This is a genomic window from Vibrio sp. Isolate33 (genome assembly GCF_022397895.1).
GTDB classification, from domain to species: domain Bacteria; phylum Pseudomonadota; class Gammaproteobacteria; order Enterobacterales; family Vibrionaceae; genus Vibrio; species Vibrio pomeroyi.
Window position 1 is genome coordinate 673,029 of the sequence record NZ_JAKEUP010000002.1, and the last position, 21,001, is coordinate 694,029.

Below are 21,001 nucleotides of genomic sequence, written 5' to 3' on the forward strand. Positions count from 1 at the left end.
CGCCTGCATTTGAGACAATATCCTTGTTATTCCTTACATAAGTATCTCAAGCAATGAAAACCGAACTTACCCTTCACGATAGAACTTTGACCTTACATCGTTTCCCTAAACGTTCAAATGAAACCCTTCAAGCTTGGGATGCGGGCGACGAATACCTGATCAGTCATGTTGAAGAGATGAATCTTGAACCTGGCAAACACATCCTGATCATGAACGACAGCTTTGGTGCCCTATCCGCTTGGTTCTCAAAAGATCATGATGTCACCATGATGAGCGACTCATTTATTTCTCATCGCGGTGCGCTAAAAAACTTACAGCGTAATCAATGTAATCGAGTCAACTTTTTAAACACCATGGATGATATCCCGCACGGTATCGACCTTGTGATCATGCAACTACCAAAGACCAACCGCCACCTTGTATGGCAGTTAAGTCAGTTACGCCAAGCACTGCCTGAAGGCTGCCAAGTGATCGGTGTCAACAAAGTCAAAGAGATCCACACCTCTACACTTAACCTTTTCGAGAAGTACCTAGGCGAGACCAAAACCTCACTAGCGAAGAAAAAGCACCGCTTGGTTTTCTCTTCTCCAAATTGCCAGCCGATCCAAACCGTTGAGCCGTTTGTGGAATGGGATGTAGACGGTGAAGATATCCGCTTGAAAAATTTACCAAATGTTTACTCAGGCGAAGCACTCGATCAAGGCGCTCGCTATATGCTAGAGCACATCCCTCAAGATCCAGAGCTACGTCATATCATCGACCTAGGCTGTGGTAACGGTGTATTGAGTGTTAAAGCAGGACAATTGAACCCTCAGGCTCGTATCACTTGTGTTGATGAGAGCTTCATGGCGGTGGAATCGGCACGCCAAAACGTCAAGGATAACCTTGGCGAAGAAGGCAATTTCCAATTCATCGCCAACAACTGTTTAGATGGCTTCAAGAAAAACAGCACTTACTTAGTAATGTGTAATCCTCCGTTCCATCAGCAACAAGCGATTACTGATCACATTGCATGGCAAATGTTCTGTGATGCAAAGCATGTTCTAAGCAATGGAGGCAAATTAATTGTTATTGGCAACCGACACCTCGGATACGATGTCAAACTAGCAAGACTATTTGGTGAAGCTAACGTTGAAACGCTTGAACTAAACCAAAAATTTGAGATATTACAAGCAACAAGAGAACCTGCGAATTTTAATAAATAAGCAGAAACGACTTCACAAGAATTTAAGATACCGAGCTTCTGGTGTGAATTTAGAAAGGATAAAGGAATGAAAAAACTGATTTTGGCTGCTTCTATTATGGCTTTGACAGCATGTTCAGCCCCTCAGCAAGAACAGATCAATGTAATGCCAGAAGCTTCACTAAGCTCAAGCAACCTAGTACAAGGCAAAACATACACACTAACAAGTAAAGATGTTCGTGCCGCTCAATACGTTGCACTGGTTGATAGTGGCCGTTCAAATATTCAGCCAATTCACGCTAAGCAGAACATGCGTATTTCTCTAGAGAACGCTGTAGCACAACAGTTAGAGTCTCAAGGTTACCGTGCAAGCGTAAATAGCGAAAACTCGATTGTTTTAGAGATTCAAGAAGCGCTTGTTACCGTAGAACACACCATTATGGAAAACCAAATGGACGGTAAAGTAACGCTTGAAGTAACGGCTGAGACACCGGAAGGTAAGCTCGTTAAAACATTCAACGGTACTGCAACTCGCAAAGGCGCACTAAGCGCTTCAAACGATGATATCGCGATGGTGCTTAATGATGTAATCAACTTGGTATTGAAAGAGATTGCCAATGACCAAGAGCTACAAACTTACATGAAGGAACGTTTCTAATGGGTCGCATTCTATCTTCTATTGCATTAATGCTGGTGAGCGTGAGCGTTTGGGCTGGTCCTAAAGTGAACGTAGAGACAACACTAGGCGACTTCACTATCGAGCTAAACCAAGAGCAAGCACCAGTGAGTGCTGAGAACTTTCTAAAGTACGTTGCTGACGGCAGCTATGAAGGCACTATCTTCCACCGTGTTATTCCTGGTTTCATGGCGCAAGGTGGCGGTTTCGATCAAGATATGAATCAACAAGCGACTTATGCTCCTATCAAGAATGAAGGCAGCAATGGCTTGAAGAACGATACAGCAACAATCGCTATGGCTCGTACTAATGCGCCAGATTCTGCGACTCGCCAGTTCTTCATTAACTTCTCTGATAATGATTTCTTGAACGCAAAAGGCGGTAACCCAGGTTACGCAGTATTCGGCAAAGTAACTGAAGGTTTTGATGTTGTTCAAAAGATGGCAACGATTCCAACCAAGCGAATGGGCCGCATGTCAGACATCCCAGTCGACCCAATCGTCATCACTAAAGTGACCCTTCTTAAGTAATCCAATGTAACGCCCTTATTTCTTAAGGGCGTTTTTCTATACAAGGACGCCCCATGTCATCAGGCACTCCCTCTCTTTCTTGGATGCAGACTTTCCGCAGCTACCTTGATAAACGCCTACTTTGGGTGTTTATGCTCGGTTGTTCGAGCGGCTTCCCATGGGTTCTTATTGGATCCAACATGTCTGGTTGGCTAAAAGATGCAGGTTTAACACGAGCAGCCATTGGCTACTTTGGTAGTGTGTTTGCCGTCTATGCGATTAACTTTTTATGGGCACCATTGGTAGACCGTGTAAAGCTACCGGTGCTTCACGCAATACTCGGCCAGCGCCGCAGTTGGATCTTTTTCTGCCAAACCATTGTTTTAATCGGCACCTTATTCATCGCAGGCGTCAATCCCGCAGAGAATTTGGCGTTTACCTCAATGTTGGCGCTCGCTATTGCCATTGCCTCAGCTACGCAAGATATCGCGATTGATGCATTTCGTATTGATACCTTCCCAAAATCCGAAGCATCAAAACTGCCGCAAGCTTCTGCAATGGCGGTAATTGGTTGGTGGACAGGGTATTCTCTACCAGGCTACCTTGCCTTTATTAATGCAGATTCAATCGGTTGGAATGGCGTGTATTACGGGATGGCAGGTGTCGTTGTTGTATTAATGCTGTTTACTCTTTTTGTCGGAGAGCCAAATACACAACGCGAAGCCCTACAAGAGCAAGCACAGCAACGACACAATAAAGTGGTCGGCTCAAAGCTTGTCGCTTGGTTCAGTGTAACGGTAATTGAACCGTTTTATGATTTCTTCAAAAGAAACGGCGTTCAAGTTGCCATTACTCTATTGCTGTTTGTATTCCTATTTAAGATAGGTGAAGCCTTCTTAGGTCGCATGTCGATCACCTTCTATAAAGAGATAGGCTTCAGTAACGAACAGATCGGTCACTACTCCAAGTTAATTGGCTGGGGAGCGACCATATTCTTTACTTTGGTAGGCAGTGTCTTCAATGTGAAATTCGGTATTGTACGCGGGCTGATGATCGGCGGTGTGGCAATGGCGGCAAGTAATCTAATGTTTGCGTGGATCGCTCAGACTGGCCCGAGTGAAACCTTGTTCTTGGCAACCATCATTGTCGACAACTTCACAACAGCCTTTTCTACCGTTGCGTTTGTCTCTTTCCTAACGTTATTAACAGGCCAAGCGTTTTCAGCAACACAATACGCCTTACTCGCATCCTTAGGTAACTTTGGTCGTACCACACTGGCTTCCTTCAGTGGTGAGTTGGTTGATTACCTCAATGACTGGTCAACCTTCTTTATACTTACTGCGCTTATGGTGATACCAAGTTTGATCATGCTCTATTCGTTACGCCACTTTTTCACAGATTTACTAGAAAAAGCGAAAACCAACCACGAATAAGAGAAAAAGAAGACAGAATAGAAAGAGGGTAGCTTCACGCTACCCTCTTTTACTTTGTCACTAATGATTTAGTAAACGCTAGTCTGTTGTATCACTCACAATAAGATTGAAGCCTGTGCCCGCCGAATCGTCGATCGCCACAACTTGATATACCACGCCATCAGCTAATATCGCCTGTGCTGAATTAACCGCTATTGTTGATGGGTCACCTGCAACGGTAATCGTTACATAATAGGTTCCCGCTGCAACATAAATACCATTCACATAATCTTTAAATTTCACATCACTCAGCGCAGGAGTGCTGCCAGCAATACCCGTATTCTCGGTCAAGTAAATATCAACCGAAGCCGCAATTGGATTAGCCGCCGCGTGCGTAATATTCAATACTGCACTGGTCGCAACCGGGCGACGGTTTTCTGGAACAACCAAAGCTTCCAGATTCAGAGGACTCACTGTCCCTACCGCATAGATGCTGTAATCCATACCAGCAAATACCGCGACACCATCTGCATCAATCAGTGCATTAGTTGTAGTACCATCTGCAAAGATATCAATATCGTAGCTTCCGACAGCCAAATCGATAAATCCTCGGATTTCCTTGAACATCAAATCAGCTAAAGGCGCAAAAGCCGAACCATTTACAAATGGGTCTACATCGGGGGCACCATCAACTAAATGTCCAACTCTGACTTCTGCCGTTTCTACCATATCGTAGATTAAAGATGAGCCAGAACCGTCCATTACCATCAATTTAACAGGTGAAGCACTATTAGAATCTGCTCTTGGTACGGCTGCAATGGTCAACTCGCTACCTGCAGGGAGAGTGATCTCTCCTGAATCAAACGCAATAGCACTGCCGCTTACTGTTTCAAGCCTCACACGATATTGACCAGCAGGAATATTTAGCACATCGGTAAAATCTTTATAAGCCAACGTCCCCAACGGTGCACCCAATGGGTCACTAGGACCTGTGACATACAAGTTTACATCGCCGACACCTGTTGCCGCATGGACTACTTGCACATCTAAACTTGAACTCGTCGCCGTGCCCGCAGCAGGGCGAGTAACAACTAGAGCTTCTACAGGGTTATTGGAACCATCTGCATCGCCCACCACCATCACCGTATAATCGAGGTCTTGGCTCAGATTAAATTGGCTTTGAGGTATGACGGTTGCGACAGCCTCTCCGGGAAGCTGAACATCAACTTGCACTGAAGTCTGCCCTTCTGTTACTGACGCGTACCCAGACGCTTGAGCATAATCGACGCCAGTCCAACGAGCCTGACTGTTGACGATAACATTAGCTAAAGGAGCATCGGGTGATGCATGAACAGCTTGAAGTTGTGTAGTAGGTTCATCGTCATCATCACACCCAACAATGAACAGCGCTGATATTGCTACCGCTAGTAATGGTGAATATTTCATCGGTCTTCTCTCCAAAAAGTTAGACCAGTTCGTCACACAAAAGATAAGCTCAGTAAAAAATCTTCAAATACTCTCTCTCAGTATTTAGTGCAGTGAACTGTCTCAATAATATCTGTGATGGGAAAAGTAATAAGGCTCACATTCCAAATTACTCATCACATGAGTTGTTCATCAATTGATTCCACCACCATTACGGAGTTGATTAAAAATAGATCAAAGAGAGGATCTAACTGAGGAGAGATTTAGTCGTTTTCTGGGGATAAACTACATAGAAAAGAATACTGTTGATTTTGATATGCATATCACTCTATTTAGTATAATCGTTTGCTTAGAGCAGCAATTCACCAATTTATCTACAAAATAATCAGATTTCACAAAATCAATAGAACTCAGGGTGCATCAAGATGCATTGCCACCTTAAAGTTCCATCATTTAGATCGTTAGTGTGATCAACCTCACTATAATAATTGCAATTTTCACTCCGTCTCACTTTTATTTGAGAACAAAATCGCTATGATGCTCGGCATTCGGACATATAAACACGCACGGATTAGCGGGTTACTTATTTCAAACATAGAGAGTTCCATTATGCGTAAATCACTTTTAACTCTTGGCCTACTTGCAGCAACTTCTGCTCCAGTAATGGCAGCAGATTATTCTGACGGCGACATCCACAAAAACGATTACAAGTGGATGCAGTTCAACCTTATGGCTGCAATCGATGAGAAAGGCGCTGGTCCAGAATCAACTCACGATTACTTGGAGATGGAATTTGGCGGCCGCTCTGGAATCTTCGATCTTTATGGTTATGTTGACGTATTCAACCTAACTTCAGATCCAGGCAGCGACAAAGCTGGTGCAGAAAAAATCTTCATGAAATTCGCACCTCGTATGTCTCTTGACGGACTAACTGGTAAAGATCTTTCTTTCGGTCCAGTTCAAGAACTTTACGTTGCATCTCTTATGGAATGGGGTGGTAACTCTGGCGTAAACAACCAGAAGATCGGTCTTGGTTCTGACATCATGGTGCCATGGTTCGGTAAAGTTGGCCTAAACCTATACGGTTCTTACTACGGTAATGACAAAGATTGGAATGGCTTCCAAATCTCGACTAACTGGTTCAAACCTTTCTACTTCTTCGAGAACGGTTCATTCATCTCTTACCAAGGTTACATCGATTACCAATTTGGTATGGAAGATAAAGCTGGTAACAAGTTCAACACTAACACGTCAAACGGCGGTGCTATGTTTAACGGTATTTACTGGCACTCAGACCAATTTGCTGTTGGTTACGGTTTGAAACTATACAAAGATATCTACGGCTTTGAAGATGGTGAAGCACTACCATGGACTCAAACTGTTGACTCTTCTGGTGTAGGTCACTACCTAGCAGTAACTTACAAGTTCTAATCGAACTTCTAAGAAAAGTTTCCTAAATGGCACCCTCGGGTGCCATTTTTTATTGCTTTCATTTAATGCCTCGCTATCCTTGCTGCATCACTTTCTCATCTCGGTATTGCTGTGAACATCACGATTGTTGGACCCGGAGCGATTGGTTCTTTGTGGGCCATAAAACTACTTCAAGCTGGTCATAATGTCTCTTTGTGGAGTCGCTCTTCTGACACCTCTATAGACCTATCACTTGATGAACAAACTTCACTCTCCTTCAGTAACAACAATATCGACAAGCTATCTGCGAGTGACTTAGTGATCGTCACGGTCAAGGCCTGGCAAGTAAAAGAAGCCACCACTCCGTTACTTCAATATCTCGAGCCTGATACCATTCTAATGTTCATGCACAACGGAATGGGCGCGGTTGACGAGATAGCCTCTCAGATTGATGCTCATCCGGTAGTATTAGCGACTACCACCCAAGCAGCCTTTAAACCTGACCGTAACAGAGTCTCTCACACAGGGTTAGGCCAAACTCAACTGGGGGCTTTTAACCTCAAAGGTCAGCAATGCACTTTTTTGATTGACGTGTTGGAACACGCCCTACCGACCGTGAATTGGAATCCTGAGATAAAAACTGCGCTTTGGACTAAGCTCGCCATCAATTGTGCTATCAACCCACTGACAGGATTGGAACAGGTCAAGAATGGGGAACTGGCCGATCAACGCTTCAGCGAAACGTTAAATTCCATCGTTCACGAACTCACGCAAGTAATGCAGGCAGAAAGTATTGCTTGTTCATTTGATGAGTTAGAAGCAAGCGTCAACAAGGTTATTCACGCCACAGCACAGAATAACTCTTCAATGAAGCAAGATATGTTCTATCAAAGAAAGACTGAGATCGATTTCATTACCGGACACCTTATAAAGACTGCACTCAAGCATCAAATAGAAGTGCCCACGAACCAAAAGCTGTTCGCAATGGTTAAAGAACGAGAAAATAGCTGGAATCACCAAGAATAGTCAGCAACGCTTAACAAGTCACGATAAAATAACGATACCGCTCAGCGTAATGCTGGCACCAATTTCCACGATTTAGGTAAGAATAGATGCTTGATATCAATCACATCCGAGAGCAGTTTCCTGCGCTATCACAAACCATCAACCAACAACCGTTGGTTTACTTAGACAGCGCGGCAACCACACAAAAACCTCAGGTGGTTATTGATGCCATTAGCCAATATTACTCTAAACAAAATGCCAATGTTCACCGTGGTAGCCATAGCTTAACCGCGCAAGCCACCAGTCAATTTGAAGCAGCAAGAGACAAAGTCGCTCAGTTTATTGGCGCTACGTCTTCAAAGGAAATTATCTGGACTCGCGGTGCCACCGAAGCACTTAACCTAATTGCTCAAACGTACGCAAGAAGTACTCTTCAACCTGGCGATGAGATCTTAGTCAGTGAAATGGAACACCACGCCAACATCGTGCCTTGGCAAATTGTGGCTGAACAAACCGGTGCTAAAGTCATCAAGGTGCCAATGACACCAGACTGCGAATTCGACCTTGATGCCTTCGATGCTCTATTAACTGAACGAACTAAAATTGTTGCTCTGGCTCAGATAACCAATGTCACGGGCACTCGCCAACCGATTGAGCAAGTGATCGATAAAGCCCATAAGATGGATGCCATTGTTGTGGTCGATGGCGCGCAAGGCGTTGTTCATGAGTCAGTGGATATCGCTACTTTAGGTGCGGATTTCTACGTATTCTCTGGGCACAAACTCTATGCTCCTACAGGTATTGGTGTGCTTTACGGCAAACTTGAATTGCTCGAGGCGATGCCACCTTGGCATGGTGGTGGCAAAATGGTTGAGCGTGTCTCTTTTTCTGGCACGACGTTTTCTGAACTACCGGGCAAATTTGAAGCGGGTACACCTAATGTCGCAGGGGCTATTGCTTTGAGTACAGCAATAGAGTGGTTACATCAGTTTGACCAACAAGATGTCGAACAGCATATCCACCAGCTACAACAGAAAACCTATCAAGCACTCAATCAGTTAGATGACATCCAGATCCTTGGTTACAAGCCAAATTCTAGTGTGATTACGTTTGTAATAGATGGCGTTCACCATCAAGACATTGCGACGTTATTGGATCAACAAGGTATTGCCATTCGTGCTGGTCACCACTGTGCACACCCATTAATGGATGCGTTCAACGTAAAAGGAACCGTGCGAATCTCTTTTGGTATTTACAACAATATGGATGATGTCGAAAAGCTCATTGCAGCCATTGAAAAAGCCGTCGATATGCTCTAAAAAACCACCAAGGGTATTAATGTCTGGTTCAATTATTCGAGCCAGACATCCCCTCCTCTAGAATAGTTCCACTTCCCCAATAAATACTGCTCTCTTTTCAGCCCCAAGACTTTCAACATAAAACACTGATATTAAGTGACTTTATATTTTCTTGATATCCCTATTATTCGTTTTTATCGATTTCTAAGACTTCATTGATGAGTCATTTCTAAAAAAAGACACAATGCACCCCGTTCTCGTTAACCGCAGATAACAAACTGACTATCGCCATTAATAACAAGAACCGCCATTTATCATGGGTGACCCAGAGCTGACGGAATAGCACTTTAAATACAAACTTTTTAGATAGAGACAACACAATGAAACTTAAAACAATCGTTCTTCCTCTAGTAATGCTAACTGCCGCTCAACAAGCTTCAGCAGACCCATACATAGGTGCAAGCTACTTGTATTCTGAGTACCAAGTAGAGAACGAAAACATCGATATGACAGATGAGAATAGCGGATACAACTTGTACTTGGGTTACGCATTCAACGACCTGCTTTCTATCGAAGCTGGCTACGCTGACTTTGTCGATACGCACAAAGATTTTGAGCACGTTTACTCGAATGCATGGCTAACTAGCGCAAAAGTTTCTTTGCCAATCACTATCTTTGATATTTATGGCCGTGCGGGTATTGGGCACTTTGAAAGCAACCTTGGTGATAGCAACGATGTTTACTATGGTGTGGGGGCGGGTGTAATGATTGGCCCTGCTCGTGTTGCTCTTGAATACACAATGTACGAAGCAAAAGTTATCGAGAATGGCTACGCGGTAAGCGCTGAATTCCACTTCTAATTTTCTATCGACTTATTCCGTTAGCCGCTAAAACAAAAACGGTGCCACTGGGCACCGTTTCTTTTTAATACTTTCACTTGCTTATCTGTACGGAGAGATTCTTAAACGAAGAGGCTCTCAAACAGAAAAGAGTTCTCAAACAGATAGACGCTTAAGCGGAGAGGGTCTTGATCTGCTCAACAATCGCTTTAAGTCCGTTTCCTCTAGAAGGGCTCAAATGCGTAATTAAGCCAATCTCTTCGAAATAGCCATCGATGTCGAACGCTTGGATCTGCTCGGATGTTTTACCATCATATGCCGCCATCACTAACGCAATAAGGCCACGCACAATACGTGCGTCTGAATCGGCGCAAAAGTACCAAACACCGTCGATCTTCTGCGAAAATAGCCACACTTGGCTCTCACAACCAGAGACCACAACCTGCTCACTTTTCAGTTCCTCAGGCATTGCTGGCAGTTTCTTTCCCCATTGAATCACTTGACGATAACGGTCTTCCCAACCGCTGAGAGTTTGCATTTTTGCGACAATACCATCACTAGTAATTTCTTGGCCGAATGGAGAACTTGGGAATGACGTCATTTTTATGTCCAGTAAATTCTTAGTAAGCGTAAAGTAATGAGTTACTTACTGTGCTTTTGAATGATCTTTTCTACGATACGTGAAACAGCAACAAAACCAAAAGTCGCGGTTACTACCGTTGCTGCGCCAAAACCTGTCGCACAATCCATTCGTTTTGGACCTTCGGCTGTCGCTTTCGCAGCACATACACTGCCGTCAGCTTGCGGGTATTTCAGCTGTTCTGTCGAGAACACACAGTCGATACCAAACTTACGCGCAGGATTAGTAGGGAAGTTGTGGTGACGACGCAACGTGTCTTTCAGTTTCTTCGCTAGCGGATCTTGAATCGTCTTAGTCAGATCAGCCACTTTGATTTGAGTCGGGTCGACTTGACCACCGGCGCCACCAGTGGTGATCACTTTGATTTTGTTACTGCGGCAATACGCCAACAGCGAAGCCTTAGCTTTCATGCTATCAATCGCATCGAGAACAAAGTCGAACTCTTTTGAAAGGTATTCCGCCTGATTGTCAGGGCCGATAAAATCGTCAATCAGGTTAACTTTACACTCAGGGTTAATCAGTTTAACGCGCTCGGCCATCACTTCGATTTTGCTCTTACCGACCGTGCCCGACATTGCGTGGATCTGACGGTTGATGTTAGTCACGCACACGTCGTCCATATCGATCAGCGTTAGCTCACCTAAACCCGTGCGAGCAAGCGCTTCAACCGCCCATGAACCGACACCACCAATACCGATCACACACACATGTGCCGCTCTAAGTATGTCGACTTCACTATTACCATATAGGCGACGAGTGCCACCGAATCGTTGGTCATAGTTTTCTGAAGCTGGAGTGGTCAATTCACGCATTGTTGCCGCCAATTTGTTTCTGAGAAAAAGAAAAGAGTGCGTTTTATACGCACTCTTGAATAAAAAGTCTAGGGGATTAGCGATTCGCTTTCAATGCCCTATTTTATTGCCGCTTACTCGACCTTTTCAGGTGGTAAAGCCCAAGGCGCTTCAGTCGCACTGCCATCTAAGCCAAGTTTCCACACTCGACCAAAATGCTTGTAATGACCCGCTTCAGTACCTGCTCGTGGGCCCATGCCATGGTAAAGGTCTAAGTGGTTCTGCTTAACCGCACCGCCCGTATCCAAAACCAGTAACAGTCTTAGTTGGTGTGCGCCACTCCAAGTACCATCGGCATTTAATAGTGGTACTTCAGCCAGAATCGGCGTTCCCATTGGTAAGATAGAGCGATCGCCCGCAACTGCGGCCATTGGTAACAGTGGAATGCCAGCGCTACCCATTACCGATAAGTCATCTCTCGCACTAAAGAATACGAAAGAAGGGTTTTGCTCAAGCAGCTCTTTCACCACTTCAGGCTCGTTCGCCAATACCCACTCTTTAATTGCTTTCAGCGACATCTTCTCACGCGGAACTAAACCTCGTTCGATCAGCACACGGCCAATACTCACATACGCCTTATTGTTCTTACCCGCGTAAGCGAAATACTGCAGCGTGTCATCATCTCCAAAATGCACAAAGCCACTGCCTTGCACTTCCATCATAAATGGGTCGATTCGGTTAGCAGCGTAGCCAAGTTCAAGACCTTGACCTTCTAGAGCGCCGTTGTAGATCTCTTCGCGAGTTGGGCAGTTTTTATCGCAGTCAGGAAGCCCATAAACAGGGAATCGATACTCTTCATTGGCTTCATGGCGCAATTCCATCACAGGAGAGAAGTAGCCCGTGAACAAAACATTGCCTTGCTTATCGCCACCACCAAGTTGAGCAGTCTGAACGCCAAAGTTTGCTAGTTGGCTTGGATCACCGCTTTGCAGCGCCCACTCATTGAGTTGCTGATAAAGCGGCTCATAGATTTTCGCCATCGAAGGGGATTTGGATACCACCATCTCAGCTTGTTCTGCGAATGCGGTGTAGTCTCTTGGTTTATTGGATTCAACCTGTTCGACCTTATTTAAGGTGCGAGGAAATTCATCATCAAGATGTTGTTGAGCAAGATCGGTGGGTTGAGCACAGCCAAATAGTAAAGAGGCGGCAACAAGGGGAAGCCATTTTTTAATCACAAGAGTCATCCTAAAAATTCTATGCATCGAGGATGACAAAAACAGTCAGATAACACAATCTTAGATTGTAAGAGTTTACAATAAGATAACCTATCGGACTGAGTGGTCGATATGGCCTTTAAGACGAAATACTGGATTGTAGTGACTGTCCGAATCAAGCATCATTTCGGTGTTGTCGGAATTGGTCATGCGGAAACGATACGTTTGATCGCCCGTCTTATACTCGAAGTAGTTACCATCAAACTCAAAGTTAGTCGCAACAATAGAGCCCGCCACTGATACACCATTTACATTCAACACAAACTCATCCGTCGCGTAATGCGCAACATCTTGTTCAATCCAAGTACCATAAAGCAAGTGATTTGGCGTTGCTGCATCTTGCAATCGAGTGATCACATCACCAAAAAGTGACACCACTGCGAACGAACCGACCAGAGCCAAAACCATGAGACAGCGCTCGATGATCTTACGCTTAAACTTAGATTGGTTGCGTTGTTCTGCCTCACTGTAGAGACCTGTGGTTATCTCGTCGATTTTGTTCTTTGTTGCTGGAGCTTGTTGCATTCGGTAACTACTCATAAAGATGCTATGCGCATTCTACACTGAGACCGTTTATATAATGAACCTTAGATGAGCATAGTTTGCGCTTTATTCCAAAAAGGTGTTGTTTAAATTTGAATTTAAATGCTAAATTATCGAATAAATAAACAAAATGGACTTGTTCTGTGAAATTAAGAAGTACAGCGCTAGTAAAAGGTTTCAGACAATCAACCCCTTACGTAAATGCTCACCGTGGCAAGACCATGGTAATTATGCTGGGAGGCGAAGCCGTTGCCGATAGAAACTTTGGCAACATTATTAGTGATATTGCCCTACTCCACAGCCTTGGAGTCAAGATTGTGCTTGTTCATGGCGCAAGACCGCAGATCAACCAACTGTTAGCAAAACAAGATTGTCATACGCCTTATCACAAGAATATTAGAGTCACCGATGAATATTCTCTAGGTGTTGCTATGCAGGCTGCTGGGCAATTACAACTTGCCATCACAGCTCGTCTTTCTATGAGCTTAAACAACACACCTATGGCAGGCACTCAACTCAACGTGATGAGTGGCAACTTTATTACAGCTCAACCTTTGGGTGTCGATGATGGCACCGACTATTGCCATAGCGGGCGTATTCGTCGAATCGATATTGAAGGGATTAATCGCACACTCGACCAAGGTTCTATTGTATTGCTTGGTCCAATCGCCAGTTCTGTAACAGGCGAAAGCTTTAACCTACTTTCTGAAGAGGTCGCGACTCAAGTAGCCATTCGCTTAAAAGCTGACAAACTCATTGGCTTTTGCTCGGAGCAAGGGGTCACGGATCAAAACGGTAATGTACTCGCCGAGCTTTTTCCGAAAGACGCCAAACTCATCCTAGAGCGCTTAACTCAATCTCAAAACCCAGCCGAAGACATGAGCACTGGCACACTGCGATTCCTAAAAGGTGCTATCTCAGCGTGTCGTGCAGGCGTACCTCGCTGTCACTTAATCAGCTACAAAGTCGATGGTGCACTGATCCAAGAGCTTTTCTCTTTCGATGGTATTGGAACCCAAGTGGTTATGGCGAGTGCCGAGCAAGTAAGACAAGCTCAGATTGATGATATTGGCGGCATCTTTGACCTTATTCGTCCACTTGAAGAACAAGGCATTCTCGTGCGCCGCTCAAGAGAGCAACTAGAACAAGAGATCCACCGCTTTACCATTATCGAGAAGGACGGGCTGATCATCGGCTGTGCTGCGCTCTACGCGTACCCAGAAGATCACATGGCAGAGATGGCGTGCGTGGCTATCCACCCTGATTATCGTGATGGTAACCGTGGGCAGTTATTGCTGGATTACATGCGTCACCAGTCGAAATCTCGCGATATCGACCAGATCTTTGTCTTAACGACACATAGCCTGCATTGGTTCCGTGAACAAGGGTTTTACGAGATCGGTGTGGATGAGTTGCCGATGGAAAAACAAGGGTTATACAACTATCAACGCAACTCAAAGATCTTAGCGTTAAACGTGTAAATAAAGTTTTGGACTAGAATCTCAGTTCAAAAGAAAAATAATTGCAAATGTAATCGTTTTCTATATGAGATTTATTAAGTATGCACTTTCACTCACACGAATTATTGTATAGAATTTAAGCGCTTTAATAATATTAACAAATGTTTTTATAGGAATTACCATCTCGATAGTCACATCGAACTTATTGAGGTGGTAACTGCACGGATTGCTATACCCGTTAACGGTCAGCACGCTAGCAGTAGCTCTGCCGTTAGTATAAACAGCAAAAAGAGCAACATTGATATGAGAACCATTGTTTGTAACTCGCTGCAAAGTTTTTGGGATATGGCTGATAACCAATTCTTAGAAGGGCTAGACGTACACTGCGTGTTCCCTGTGAGCGAGAATCTAAAAGAGTTTATTTTGAATTGCCAAGCAAAATACAAGATAAACCACATATCGTTTACTCGAGCGTTTTTAGGCACTGATTCCTAGCACGCTCAAAGCAACCAGGGATGGTTGCTTTGTACGTACATCGACATCATCTTTAGTTGGTTAAGCGACTCCCTAAACCACTCACTCGCTCTGTTTTCACCTTAATCCCACGCTTTAATACATTAGTATCACTGAACATCATCAGTCGTTTCTTCGCACGCGTAATACCTGTGTAGATAAGCTCTCGCGTCAAGATGGGGCTGAAATCTGGCGGAAGGATCATTAAGGTCAAATCAAATTCACTGCCTTGAGATTTGTGAATCGTCATCGCATAAGCCGTTTCATGATCAGGCACTCGGCTTGGTAGCACCGCTTTCACGCTGCCATCGGGTAACTCAAAATAAACCTTCAAGCGAGGGGTGGAGTCTGACTGGTTTGAATCCGCCTCGAGCATACAGATACCAATATCACCATTGTATAACCCCAAGCCATGATCGTTACGCGTTACCATTACTGGTCGCCCGTGATACCAAAGTTCATCGTTGTGTGGATTCACTAAACGTCTTGCGGCAAGCGCCCTCTCAATACGATGGTTGAGGCCTTTAACACCAAAATCACCTTCACGAATAGAACACAACAGTCGGCATTGGCTGAACAAATCGAGTACCGATTTGGCTCTCGCTTCTTGAGTTTCTAACTTTTCCAATGGCACATTCATTCGGTTGAGGTACGCACCATACTCATTAACTAAGGTACGCAGCATCAAGTTGTAGCTGTCACTCGATAGAGGATGGTTCTCAATATCGCCAAATCCTTTAGCAAACACTTGGTCTACTTGATTCGCAGAACCGTTATTGATTGCTTTTGCTAACTGCCCGATACCAGAACGCGCGTCGAAACGATAACTCTTCTGCAGCATACACAGACTATCTGCAATCGCCGGAGGATTAACGGCTCCTGCTTTTGCTTGCTGTGTATTGGCTATCGCATCAAAACCTGTCATCTCCGCAATCAAGTTGCCTTGCGCACTACTATAACCAGCAGAGTTGAATGAACAGATATCACCTAACACTGCGCCAGCTTCAACGGAAGCCAGCTGATCTTTATCGCCAAGCAGAATCAACCTTGCGTGTTCAGGGAGTGCATCCACCAGCTTATACATCATGGATAAGTCGATCATCGAGGCTTCATCCACCACCAAGATATCAAGGTGCAGTGGATTACGTCGGTTGTGTCTAAATTCCGCTCGGTTAGGAATCGCGCCAAGCAATCGGTGCAAAGTACTCGATTCCGTGGGTATGTTGGCTTTTACTTCAGGCGCTAAAGGCAGTTGCTCAATCGCTTTACCAATCGACTCGGTTAAACGAGCTGCCGCTTTACCTGTCGGTGCCACCAGCTTGATCGTCGGTGTTTTACCTTGGCTGAGTGATTGCTCGACCATCGCCGAAAGCAACTTAGTTACCGTGGTTGTTTTACCGGTACCCGGTCCACCAGAAATCACCGCAAAGCGACGACTCAGAGCTACTGCTGCTGCCACTTTTTGCCAGTTCAAACATGCCGATAACGGTACCAAGCCATCTAGAACATCTAGGTCTGTTACTTGCTTAGCTTGCACAATCGCTTGGTCGATCGCCCCCCAATTCAGAGATTGCTCATCGACGATATCAAGATGATCACACACCAGCTGTTGGCGCAGTACCTGAGACATCTGCTGATTTACTTCAGCCTTCGCTAAAGCGTTAAACAGAAAATGATAACTGCGAGCAAAGAGCTGATTGAGCGTTTCCGTCAGTGCCTTTTTCTGTTCAATGTTGAATTCTACAGGCTTGCTTAAACTATTTAACGTTTCAGCTAACACAACTTCATAGTTCCAATAGCGTTGTAAGTAGACACGCTGCCCATCAAACATCAGCGGCTTAACACAGTCATTGGTTATACCTACTAGGTTTGACGATTTAAGTACCGTCACCCAGTCAATGCCTAACAGTTTTTGGTTCAATTGCAGGGCAGTTTCACCGTACAAACCGAGTAACTGGGCAAGGTCTGCTGTTTGAGCTTGTATAAGCTGAGTACAGATGTGCCCTTTGCCCAACTCATGGCTCACGACCCCAGCGAGAAAACCGATTTCTTGAGAGTGACTCGTGGCTTGCTGAGCAATAAAACGGGCAAATTGATAATCCAACTGACGGATCGACCCCTTATCCGCAAGAAACTTGAGTACATCCATAAGTTGCTCAGGAATAAGTGAAACTGGCTTTACTGTGCTCACAGCTTCTATGTTGGTATTAGTGGTCGTTGTTGTCATTATAAAAGCCCCATCTGTCCAGTTTCATCATCATTCAATTGTGCTGAACGTCTGTCTATCACTTTACCGTCAATCAATTGATCCATTTCATCAAGTAACGCCAATGTTGGTTTCGCCGAGAAAATACCTTGCTGAGATTGGCCGTCCATGCCTCGCAAGAACAAGTAATAAACTCCACCAAAATGTTGTTCATAGCTGTAATTAGCAACACGACTACGTAAAAAGCGGTGCAGCGCCAATGCATAGATTTGGTATTGCAGATCATAGCGGTGGTCGGCCATCGCCGATTTCAATGCCTCACCATGGTAGACGGCAACATCATCACCTAAATGATTCGATTTCCAGTCGAGTACATAGTATTTACCTTGATGTTCGAACACCAAATCGATGAAGCCTTTCAACATACCTTGCACAGTTTGAAAACCTAGGTCGCCCGCTTTGGCCGATAATGGATCATGATATTGAATGGTTTGATTCAGTTCCGATGCGGCCAATACTTCGATCGGTAGTAAGAATTCCATCTCAACTAAACGTTGCGTCGAATCTTTCTCGCTTAGCTTTAAGCTTTTACCATCCAACGCTGTGTTAAGGACGGTATCGACCAGTTGCTGAAGCACAGGTAGCCACTCTAATTCGTATTGTTCAGACTCTAATAAGTGAGTGATTACTTGCGTGTTATGTTCGCTGGCTGCTGGCTCGGTAAATTCAACCTCCTCAAACAAGGTGTGCAAGAAAGTACCCGGGCGAGCACCACGTGGGAACGTAAAGATAGAGCGTTCAGGTTCAATCAACTCAGACTCATCCTGCTCATCCGCCGAATCAATATCGAAGCCAGACACCTCAATGGTCGCGTCATGACTAGCACCATGGCTGCCTTGCTTTACAAGCCCCGAGTAACTGGTGATTCGCCAAGCTCGGTCGATTGAAGCCTTGAGTTCATTAGCATGTAAGTCTTCACTCACTTGCTCTGTTTGTACAAACACTTGCTCGTGAGCGGTTGGTGTTTCGGCTAACGCCACACTTGAATTTTTGCCTTCAATTGCCGCTAGAGCTTGATGCAATTCGGCAATACCTTGCTCTTGACCGTTTTGAACCAAATAGCCCATCGCACTCAAATGCACGCCGGTCGGTTCTTTGGTTGAACGCCCTTTACGCAGTGGCGCCATGCCAATGAAACAGCCATAAACCGCACGAGTCAGCGCTACATAAATCAAACGCAAGTCTTCCGCTAGTCGCTCTTTATCGGCTTGGGCTAAGGCACTGTCACTACCGGTAATATCCAGCACAGTGGTGTCTGAATCATGGTCGTAGAATTTGCCTTCACTCGCTTCTCGATAACTCGCCACAAATGGCAGGAATACTAAGTCATATTCCAAACCTTTCGATTTGTGAATGGTAACGATTTGAACCAAGTTTATTTCAGATTCAAGACGCTGAATGTCATCTTCACTGCCGCCTAAACCATTTTGAGCATCTGATATCGTTTCTGCTAGCCAGCGCAGCAAACCATAATCACTATCGAGCTCTTGTCTTGCCTGTTGCAGCAATTCGCCAATGTGCATTAAATCGGTAAGTGAGCGCTCACCATTTTCTTCTTCCAATAAGCGTTCCGCGAGATGTCGTTTACTGATCACGCTACGCAGCATTGGCAACACACCACGCTGTAGCCACAACTTACGATACTCACGAAACTCGTTAACGACGTTTTCCCACACCACTTCATCGTTATTGAGCTCATCCAATGAAGCCGCATCCAGAGCAAACAACTCGGAGGCCAAGCTCGCACGTAATGCACGATCATTTTCTGGCGTCAGCACCGCTTGTAGCAAGCGTTGAATATCTTGCGCAACCAAGCTAGTAAATACACTGTCTCGGTTCGACAGATACACACTCGCAATGCCTTGTTCAGACAGCGCGTTCTTGATCAGACGACCTTCACTGCCGGTTCGAACCAAGACAGCAATATCGCCCGCATTCACGGCATGTTGTTTCTTGCCGTTATCAAAATAGGCTTGCTGGTTTTGAGAAGCGGTCAGAATGGTTTGAATTTGACTCGCCGTCGCCTCTGCCATCGCCTTGTGATATTCGCCCTTTGGTAACGGCTTGTCTTCAGCCTCTTGCAGCCAAAAGGTAAGTGCGTGCTGAGTTTCTCCGTTCATCACCCATTGGCGTTTGTCGGCCGATGGACTGGCTGCAACAGGCAAAAATGGAATGTCTTGGTCATAGATAAACGGACTGTCTGAATTCATAAACACTTGGTTTACTGCACTGACCATATCAGCACTCGAACGCCAGTTGGTGCCTAAGGTGTAGTGAGCACTAACTTGGTTTCTCGCCTTGATATAGGTAAAGATATCTGCGCCACGGAAGCCATAAATCGCCTGCTTCGGGTCACCGATCATAAACAAGCCGCACTGCGGGTTATCGAGATAGATTCGGCTAAAAATACTGTATTGCAGCGGATCGGTATCTTGGAATTCATCGATCATCGCTACCGGGTAGAGTGTGCGAATTCTTTCCACCAGCAAGGATTGCTCATCGACATCAATCGAGGCGGATAATTGAGTCAACAAGTCATCGAATGATAGCCACTGCTTTTGCTGTTTAGCCTTGGCTAACATAGTTCGACAATGAGTAATCGCATGCGCCAATAACGGGGCTTTCAAGTCGGCTGGGTTATTTAAGAAGTCTTCAATCGCTTCAAAAACGGCATGCTGAGGCGCAGTGCCTTTCGGTGTTTTCTCGATTAGAGTGGCTTGAGAGAACTTCTCTAACTTGTCTGGATATTGATAATCGTGCGTATCACTTTGTGCCCACGCTGTAACCGCCTCTAACCATGCCGGCAGCGACTTCTTGGTGTAGCTACGTTTGTTCACATCAGAACCTGAGATCAAAGCCAAAAAGTCCGCTTCAGACTCACACCACAGCGCTTTGAGCTGCTTTACTTTATCTAGGTTCTGATTGTGTAGAGTTTGCAAGTCACCCGACATCGCATCTACCGTCAATTTCAGCGACGATCCTGTCAGATAACGATTGACGTCTGCTAATAATGCAGCAGGTGAACCCCAAATATTACGAACCTCACCAGCCAGTTGAATAGGTAGCGGGTAAAACTGCTTACGCCAATAGTCAGCTACCACTTGTGCTTTCAAGTGGCTTTCATCGGTCACAAATTCATTATCAAATCGGCTGCCAGACTCGAAGGCATTTTGAGTCAACATACGCTGACAGAAGCCGTGAATGGTGTATACCGCGGCTTCATCCATTTGTCTTTCGGCATTGAGTAGAGTTTTCGCCGCACCAGCATGATCTTCGATGGCTTGTAACAAAGGAGCAATCACTGGGTCGTCACTTTGTCCGCGAGCAAACGCGATGCGTGCATCATGGATTCGAGCACGAATACGATCACGTAGCTCTGCGGTTGCCGCTTCAGTAAAGGTCACTACCAGGATTTGATCTACGGTCAGTGGCTCATGGTGTCGGGTAGCTTCTGTAAGCTCACCTTGTGGTGCTGCCGTGCCGTGCCCGAGCAGTAGGCGTAAGTACAGGCCGGCGATGGTAAATGTTTTACCCGTACCCGCCGATGCTTCAATTAAACGCGCGCCATGAAGTGGAAACGTCATGGTATTGAGTGTCTGTGGAGCAATTACCTGAACACTGCTTGTGGTCGTCATGCCTTACTGCCTTCTGATAAATATGTTGTTACAAATGTGACCTAGCGTGGAAAACGTCATTCAATTTACGTCCTACGCTGATTTGTTAATAGTTAGTGCGATCTCTCTCACGGATCAAT

At 45.1% G+C, this 21,001-nt stretch carries 17 protein-coding genes; 10 read left to right on the plus strand and 7 right to left on the minus strand.

All coding sequences use genetic code 11. The features are described 5' to 3' along the window. Nucleotides 1–53 precede the first annotated feature (53 nt). The 4 genes from L1D37_RS06395 (at nt 54) to L1D37_RS06410 (ending at nt 3,801) form a co-directional block, all read left to right on the plus strand. Nucleotides 54–1,205, plus strand: coding sequence for a methyltransferase (locus L1D37_RS06395; RefSeq protein WP_239847281.1), 1,152 nt, complete (start codon nt 54–56; stop codon nt 1,203–1,205). 66 nt (nt 1,206–1,271) lie between these two features. Further along, the gene (locus L1D37_RS06400; RefSeq protein ID WP_239847282.1) at nt 1,272–1,841 is read left to right on the plus strand and encodes a YajG family lipoprotein; all 570 of its coding nucleotides are present in this window, start codon (nt 1,272–1,274) and stop codon (nt 1,839–1,841) included. After that, complete coding sequence (locus tag L1D37_RS06405) at nt 1,841–2,389, plus strand: peptidylprolyl isomerase (protein WP_017068517.1); 549 nt, start codon at nt 1,841–1,843, stop codon at nt 2,387–2,389. Before L1D37_RS06400 ends, L1D37_RS06405 begins: the two co-directional genes overlap by 1 nt. A gap of 53 nt (nt 2,390–2,442) precedes the next feature. Beyond that, entirely contained in the window at nt 2,443–3,801 is a 1,359-nt protein-coding gene (locus L1D37_RS06410) for an MFS transporter (protein WP_048657901.1), read from the plus strand. Between the two features lie 78 nt (nt 3,802–3,879). Here the strand turns inward: L1D37_RS06410 and L1D37_RS06415 are convergent, their stop codons facing one another. Continuing rightward, nucleotides 3,880–5,226 (minus strand): DUF4397 domain-containing protein, encoded by a 1,347-nt coding sequence (locus L1D37_RS06415; RefSeq protein ID WP_239847283.1) that lies wholly within the window; start codon nt 5,224–5,226, stop codon nt 3,880–3,882. A 588-nt stretch (nt 5,227–5,814) separates the two neighbouring features. Between L1D37_RS06415 and L1D37_RS06420 the strand changes: the two genes are divergently transcribed. The 4 genes from L1D37_RS06420 (at nt 5,815) to L1D37_RS06435 (ending at nt 9,778) form a co-directional block, all read left to right on the plus strand. Further along, nucleotides 5,815–6,636 carry an outer membrane protein OmpK gene (locus L1D37_RS06420; protein ID WP_239847284.1) on the plus strand — a complete coding sequence of 274 codons (822 nt, stop codon included), beginning with the start codon at nt 5,815–5,817 and terminating at the stop codon, nt 6,634–6,636. Between the two features lie 111 nt (nt 6,637–6,747). After that, a complete protein-coding gene (gene panE / locus L1D37_RS06425) occupies nt 6,748–7,641 on the plus strand; it encodes a 2-dehydropantoate 2-reductase (protein WP_239847285.1) in 894 nt (297 codons plus the stop codon). Between the two features lie 86 nt (nt 7,642–7,727). Next, on the plus strand, nt 7,728–8,939 hold the full coding sequence (csdA, locus tag L1D37_RS06430; protein ID WP_239847286.1) for a cysteine desulfurase CsdA: 1,212 nt from the start codon (nt 7,728–7,730) through the stop codon (nt 8,937–8,939). A gap of 359 nt (nt 8,940–9,298) precedes the next feature. Continuing rightward, on the plus strand, nt 9,299–9,778 hold the full coding sequence (locus tag L1D37_RS06435) for a porin (RefSeq protein ID WP_017631933.1): 480 nt from the start codon (nt 9,299–9,301) through the stop codon (nt 9,776–9,778). A gap of 151 nt (nt 9,779–9,929) precedes the next feature. Here L1D37_RS06435 and csdE read toward each other — a convergent pair whose 3' ends face one another. From csdE to L1D37_RS06455, 4 genes are all read right to left on the minus strand, one after another. Continuing rightward, nucleotides 9,930–10,358 carry a cysteine desulfurase sulfur acceptor subunit CsdE gene (csdE, locus tag L1D37_RS06440; protein ID WP_239847287.1) on the minus strand — a complete coding sequence of 143 codons (429 nt, stop codon included), beginning with the start codon at nt 10,356–10,358 and terminating at the stop codon, nt 9,930–9,932. 41 nt (nt 10,359–10,399) lie between these two features. Continuing rightward, nucleotides 10,400–11,209 carry a tRNA cyclic N6-threonylcarbamoyladenosine(37) synthase TcdA gene (gene tcdA / locus L1D37_RS06445; protein ID WP_008223054.1) on the minus strand — a complete coding sequence of 270 codons (810 nt, stop codon included), beginning with the start codon at nt 11,207–11,209 and terminating at the stop codon, nt 10,400–10,402. A 113-nt stretch (nt 11,210–11,322) separates the two neighbouring features. Then, a complete protein-coding gene (mltA, locus tag L1D37_RS06450) occupies nt 11,323–12,435 on the minus strand; it encodes a murein transglycosylase A (protein ID WP_239847288.1) in 1,113 nt (370 codons plus the stop codon). Between the two features lie 81 nt (nt 12,436–12,516). Next, complete coding sequence (locus L1D37_RS06455; protein ID WP_239847324.1) at nt 12,517–12,990, minus strand: DUF2850 domain-containing protein; 474 nt, start codon at nt 12,988–12,990, stop codon at nt 12,517–12,519. Nucleotides 12,991–13,151: 161 nt separating this feature from the next. Here L1D37_RS06455 and argA point away from each other — a divergent pair, with 161 nt between their 5' ends. Both argA and L1D37_RS06465 read left to right on the plus strand, forming a co-directional pair. Beyond that, a complete protein-coding gene (gene argA / locus L1D37_RS06460) occupies nt 13,152–14,489 on the plus strand; it encodes an amino-acid N-acetyltransferase (protein ID WP_017631938.1) in 1,338 nt (445 codons plus the stop codon). A gap of 282 nt (nt 14,490–14,771) precedes the next feature. Further along, a complete protein-coding gene (locus L1D37_RS06465) occupies nt 14,772–14,963 on the plus strand; it encodes a hypothetical protein (protein ID WP_008223046.1) in 192 nt (63 codons plus the stop codon). 52 nt (nt 14,964–15,015) lie between these two features. On the opposite strand, the gene recD is transcribed toward L1D37_RS06465, so the two are convergent. Next, nucleotides 15,016–17,208, minus strand: a complete 2,193-nt coding sequence (recD, locus tag L1D37_RS06470; RefSeq protein WP_239847289.1) for an exodeoxyribonuclease V subunit alpha — start codon at nt 17,206–17,208, stop codon at nt 15,016–15,018. After that, the gene (gene recB, locus L1D37_RS06475; RefSeq protein ID WP_239847290.1) at nt 17,208–20,882 is read right to left on the minus strand and encodes an exodeoxyribonuclease V subunit beta; all 3,675 of its coding nucleotides are present in this window, start codon (nt 20,880–20,882) and stop codon (nt 17,208–17,210) included. Before recB ends, recD begins: the two co-directional genes overlap by 1 nt. Between the last annotated feature and the right edge of the window lie 119 nt (nt 20,883–21,001).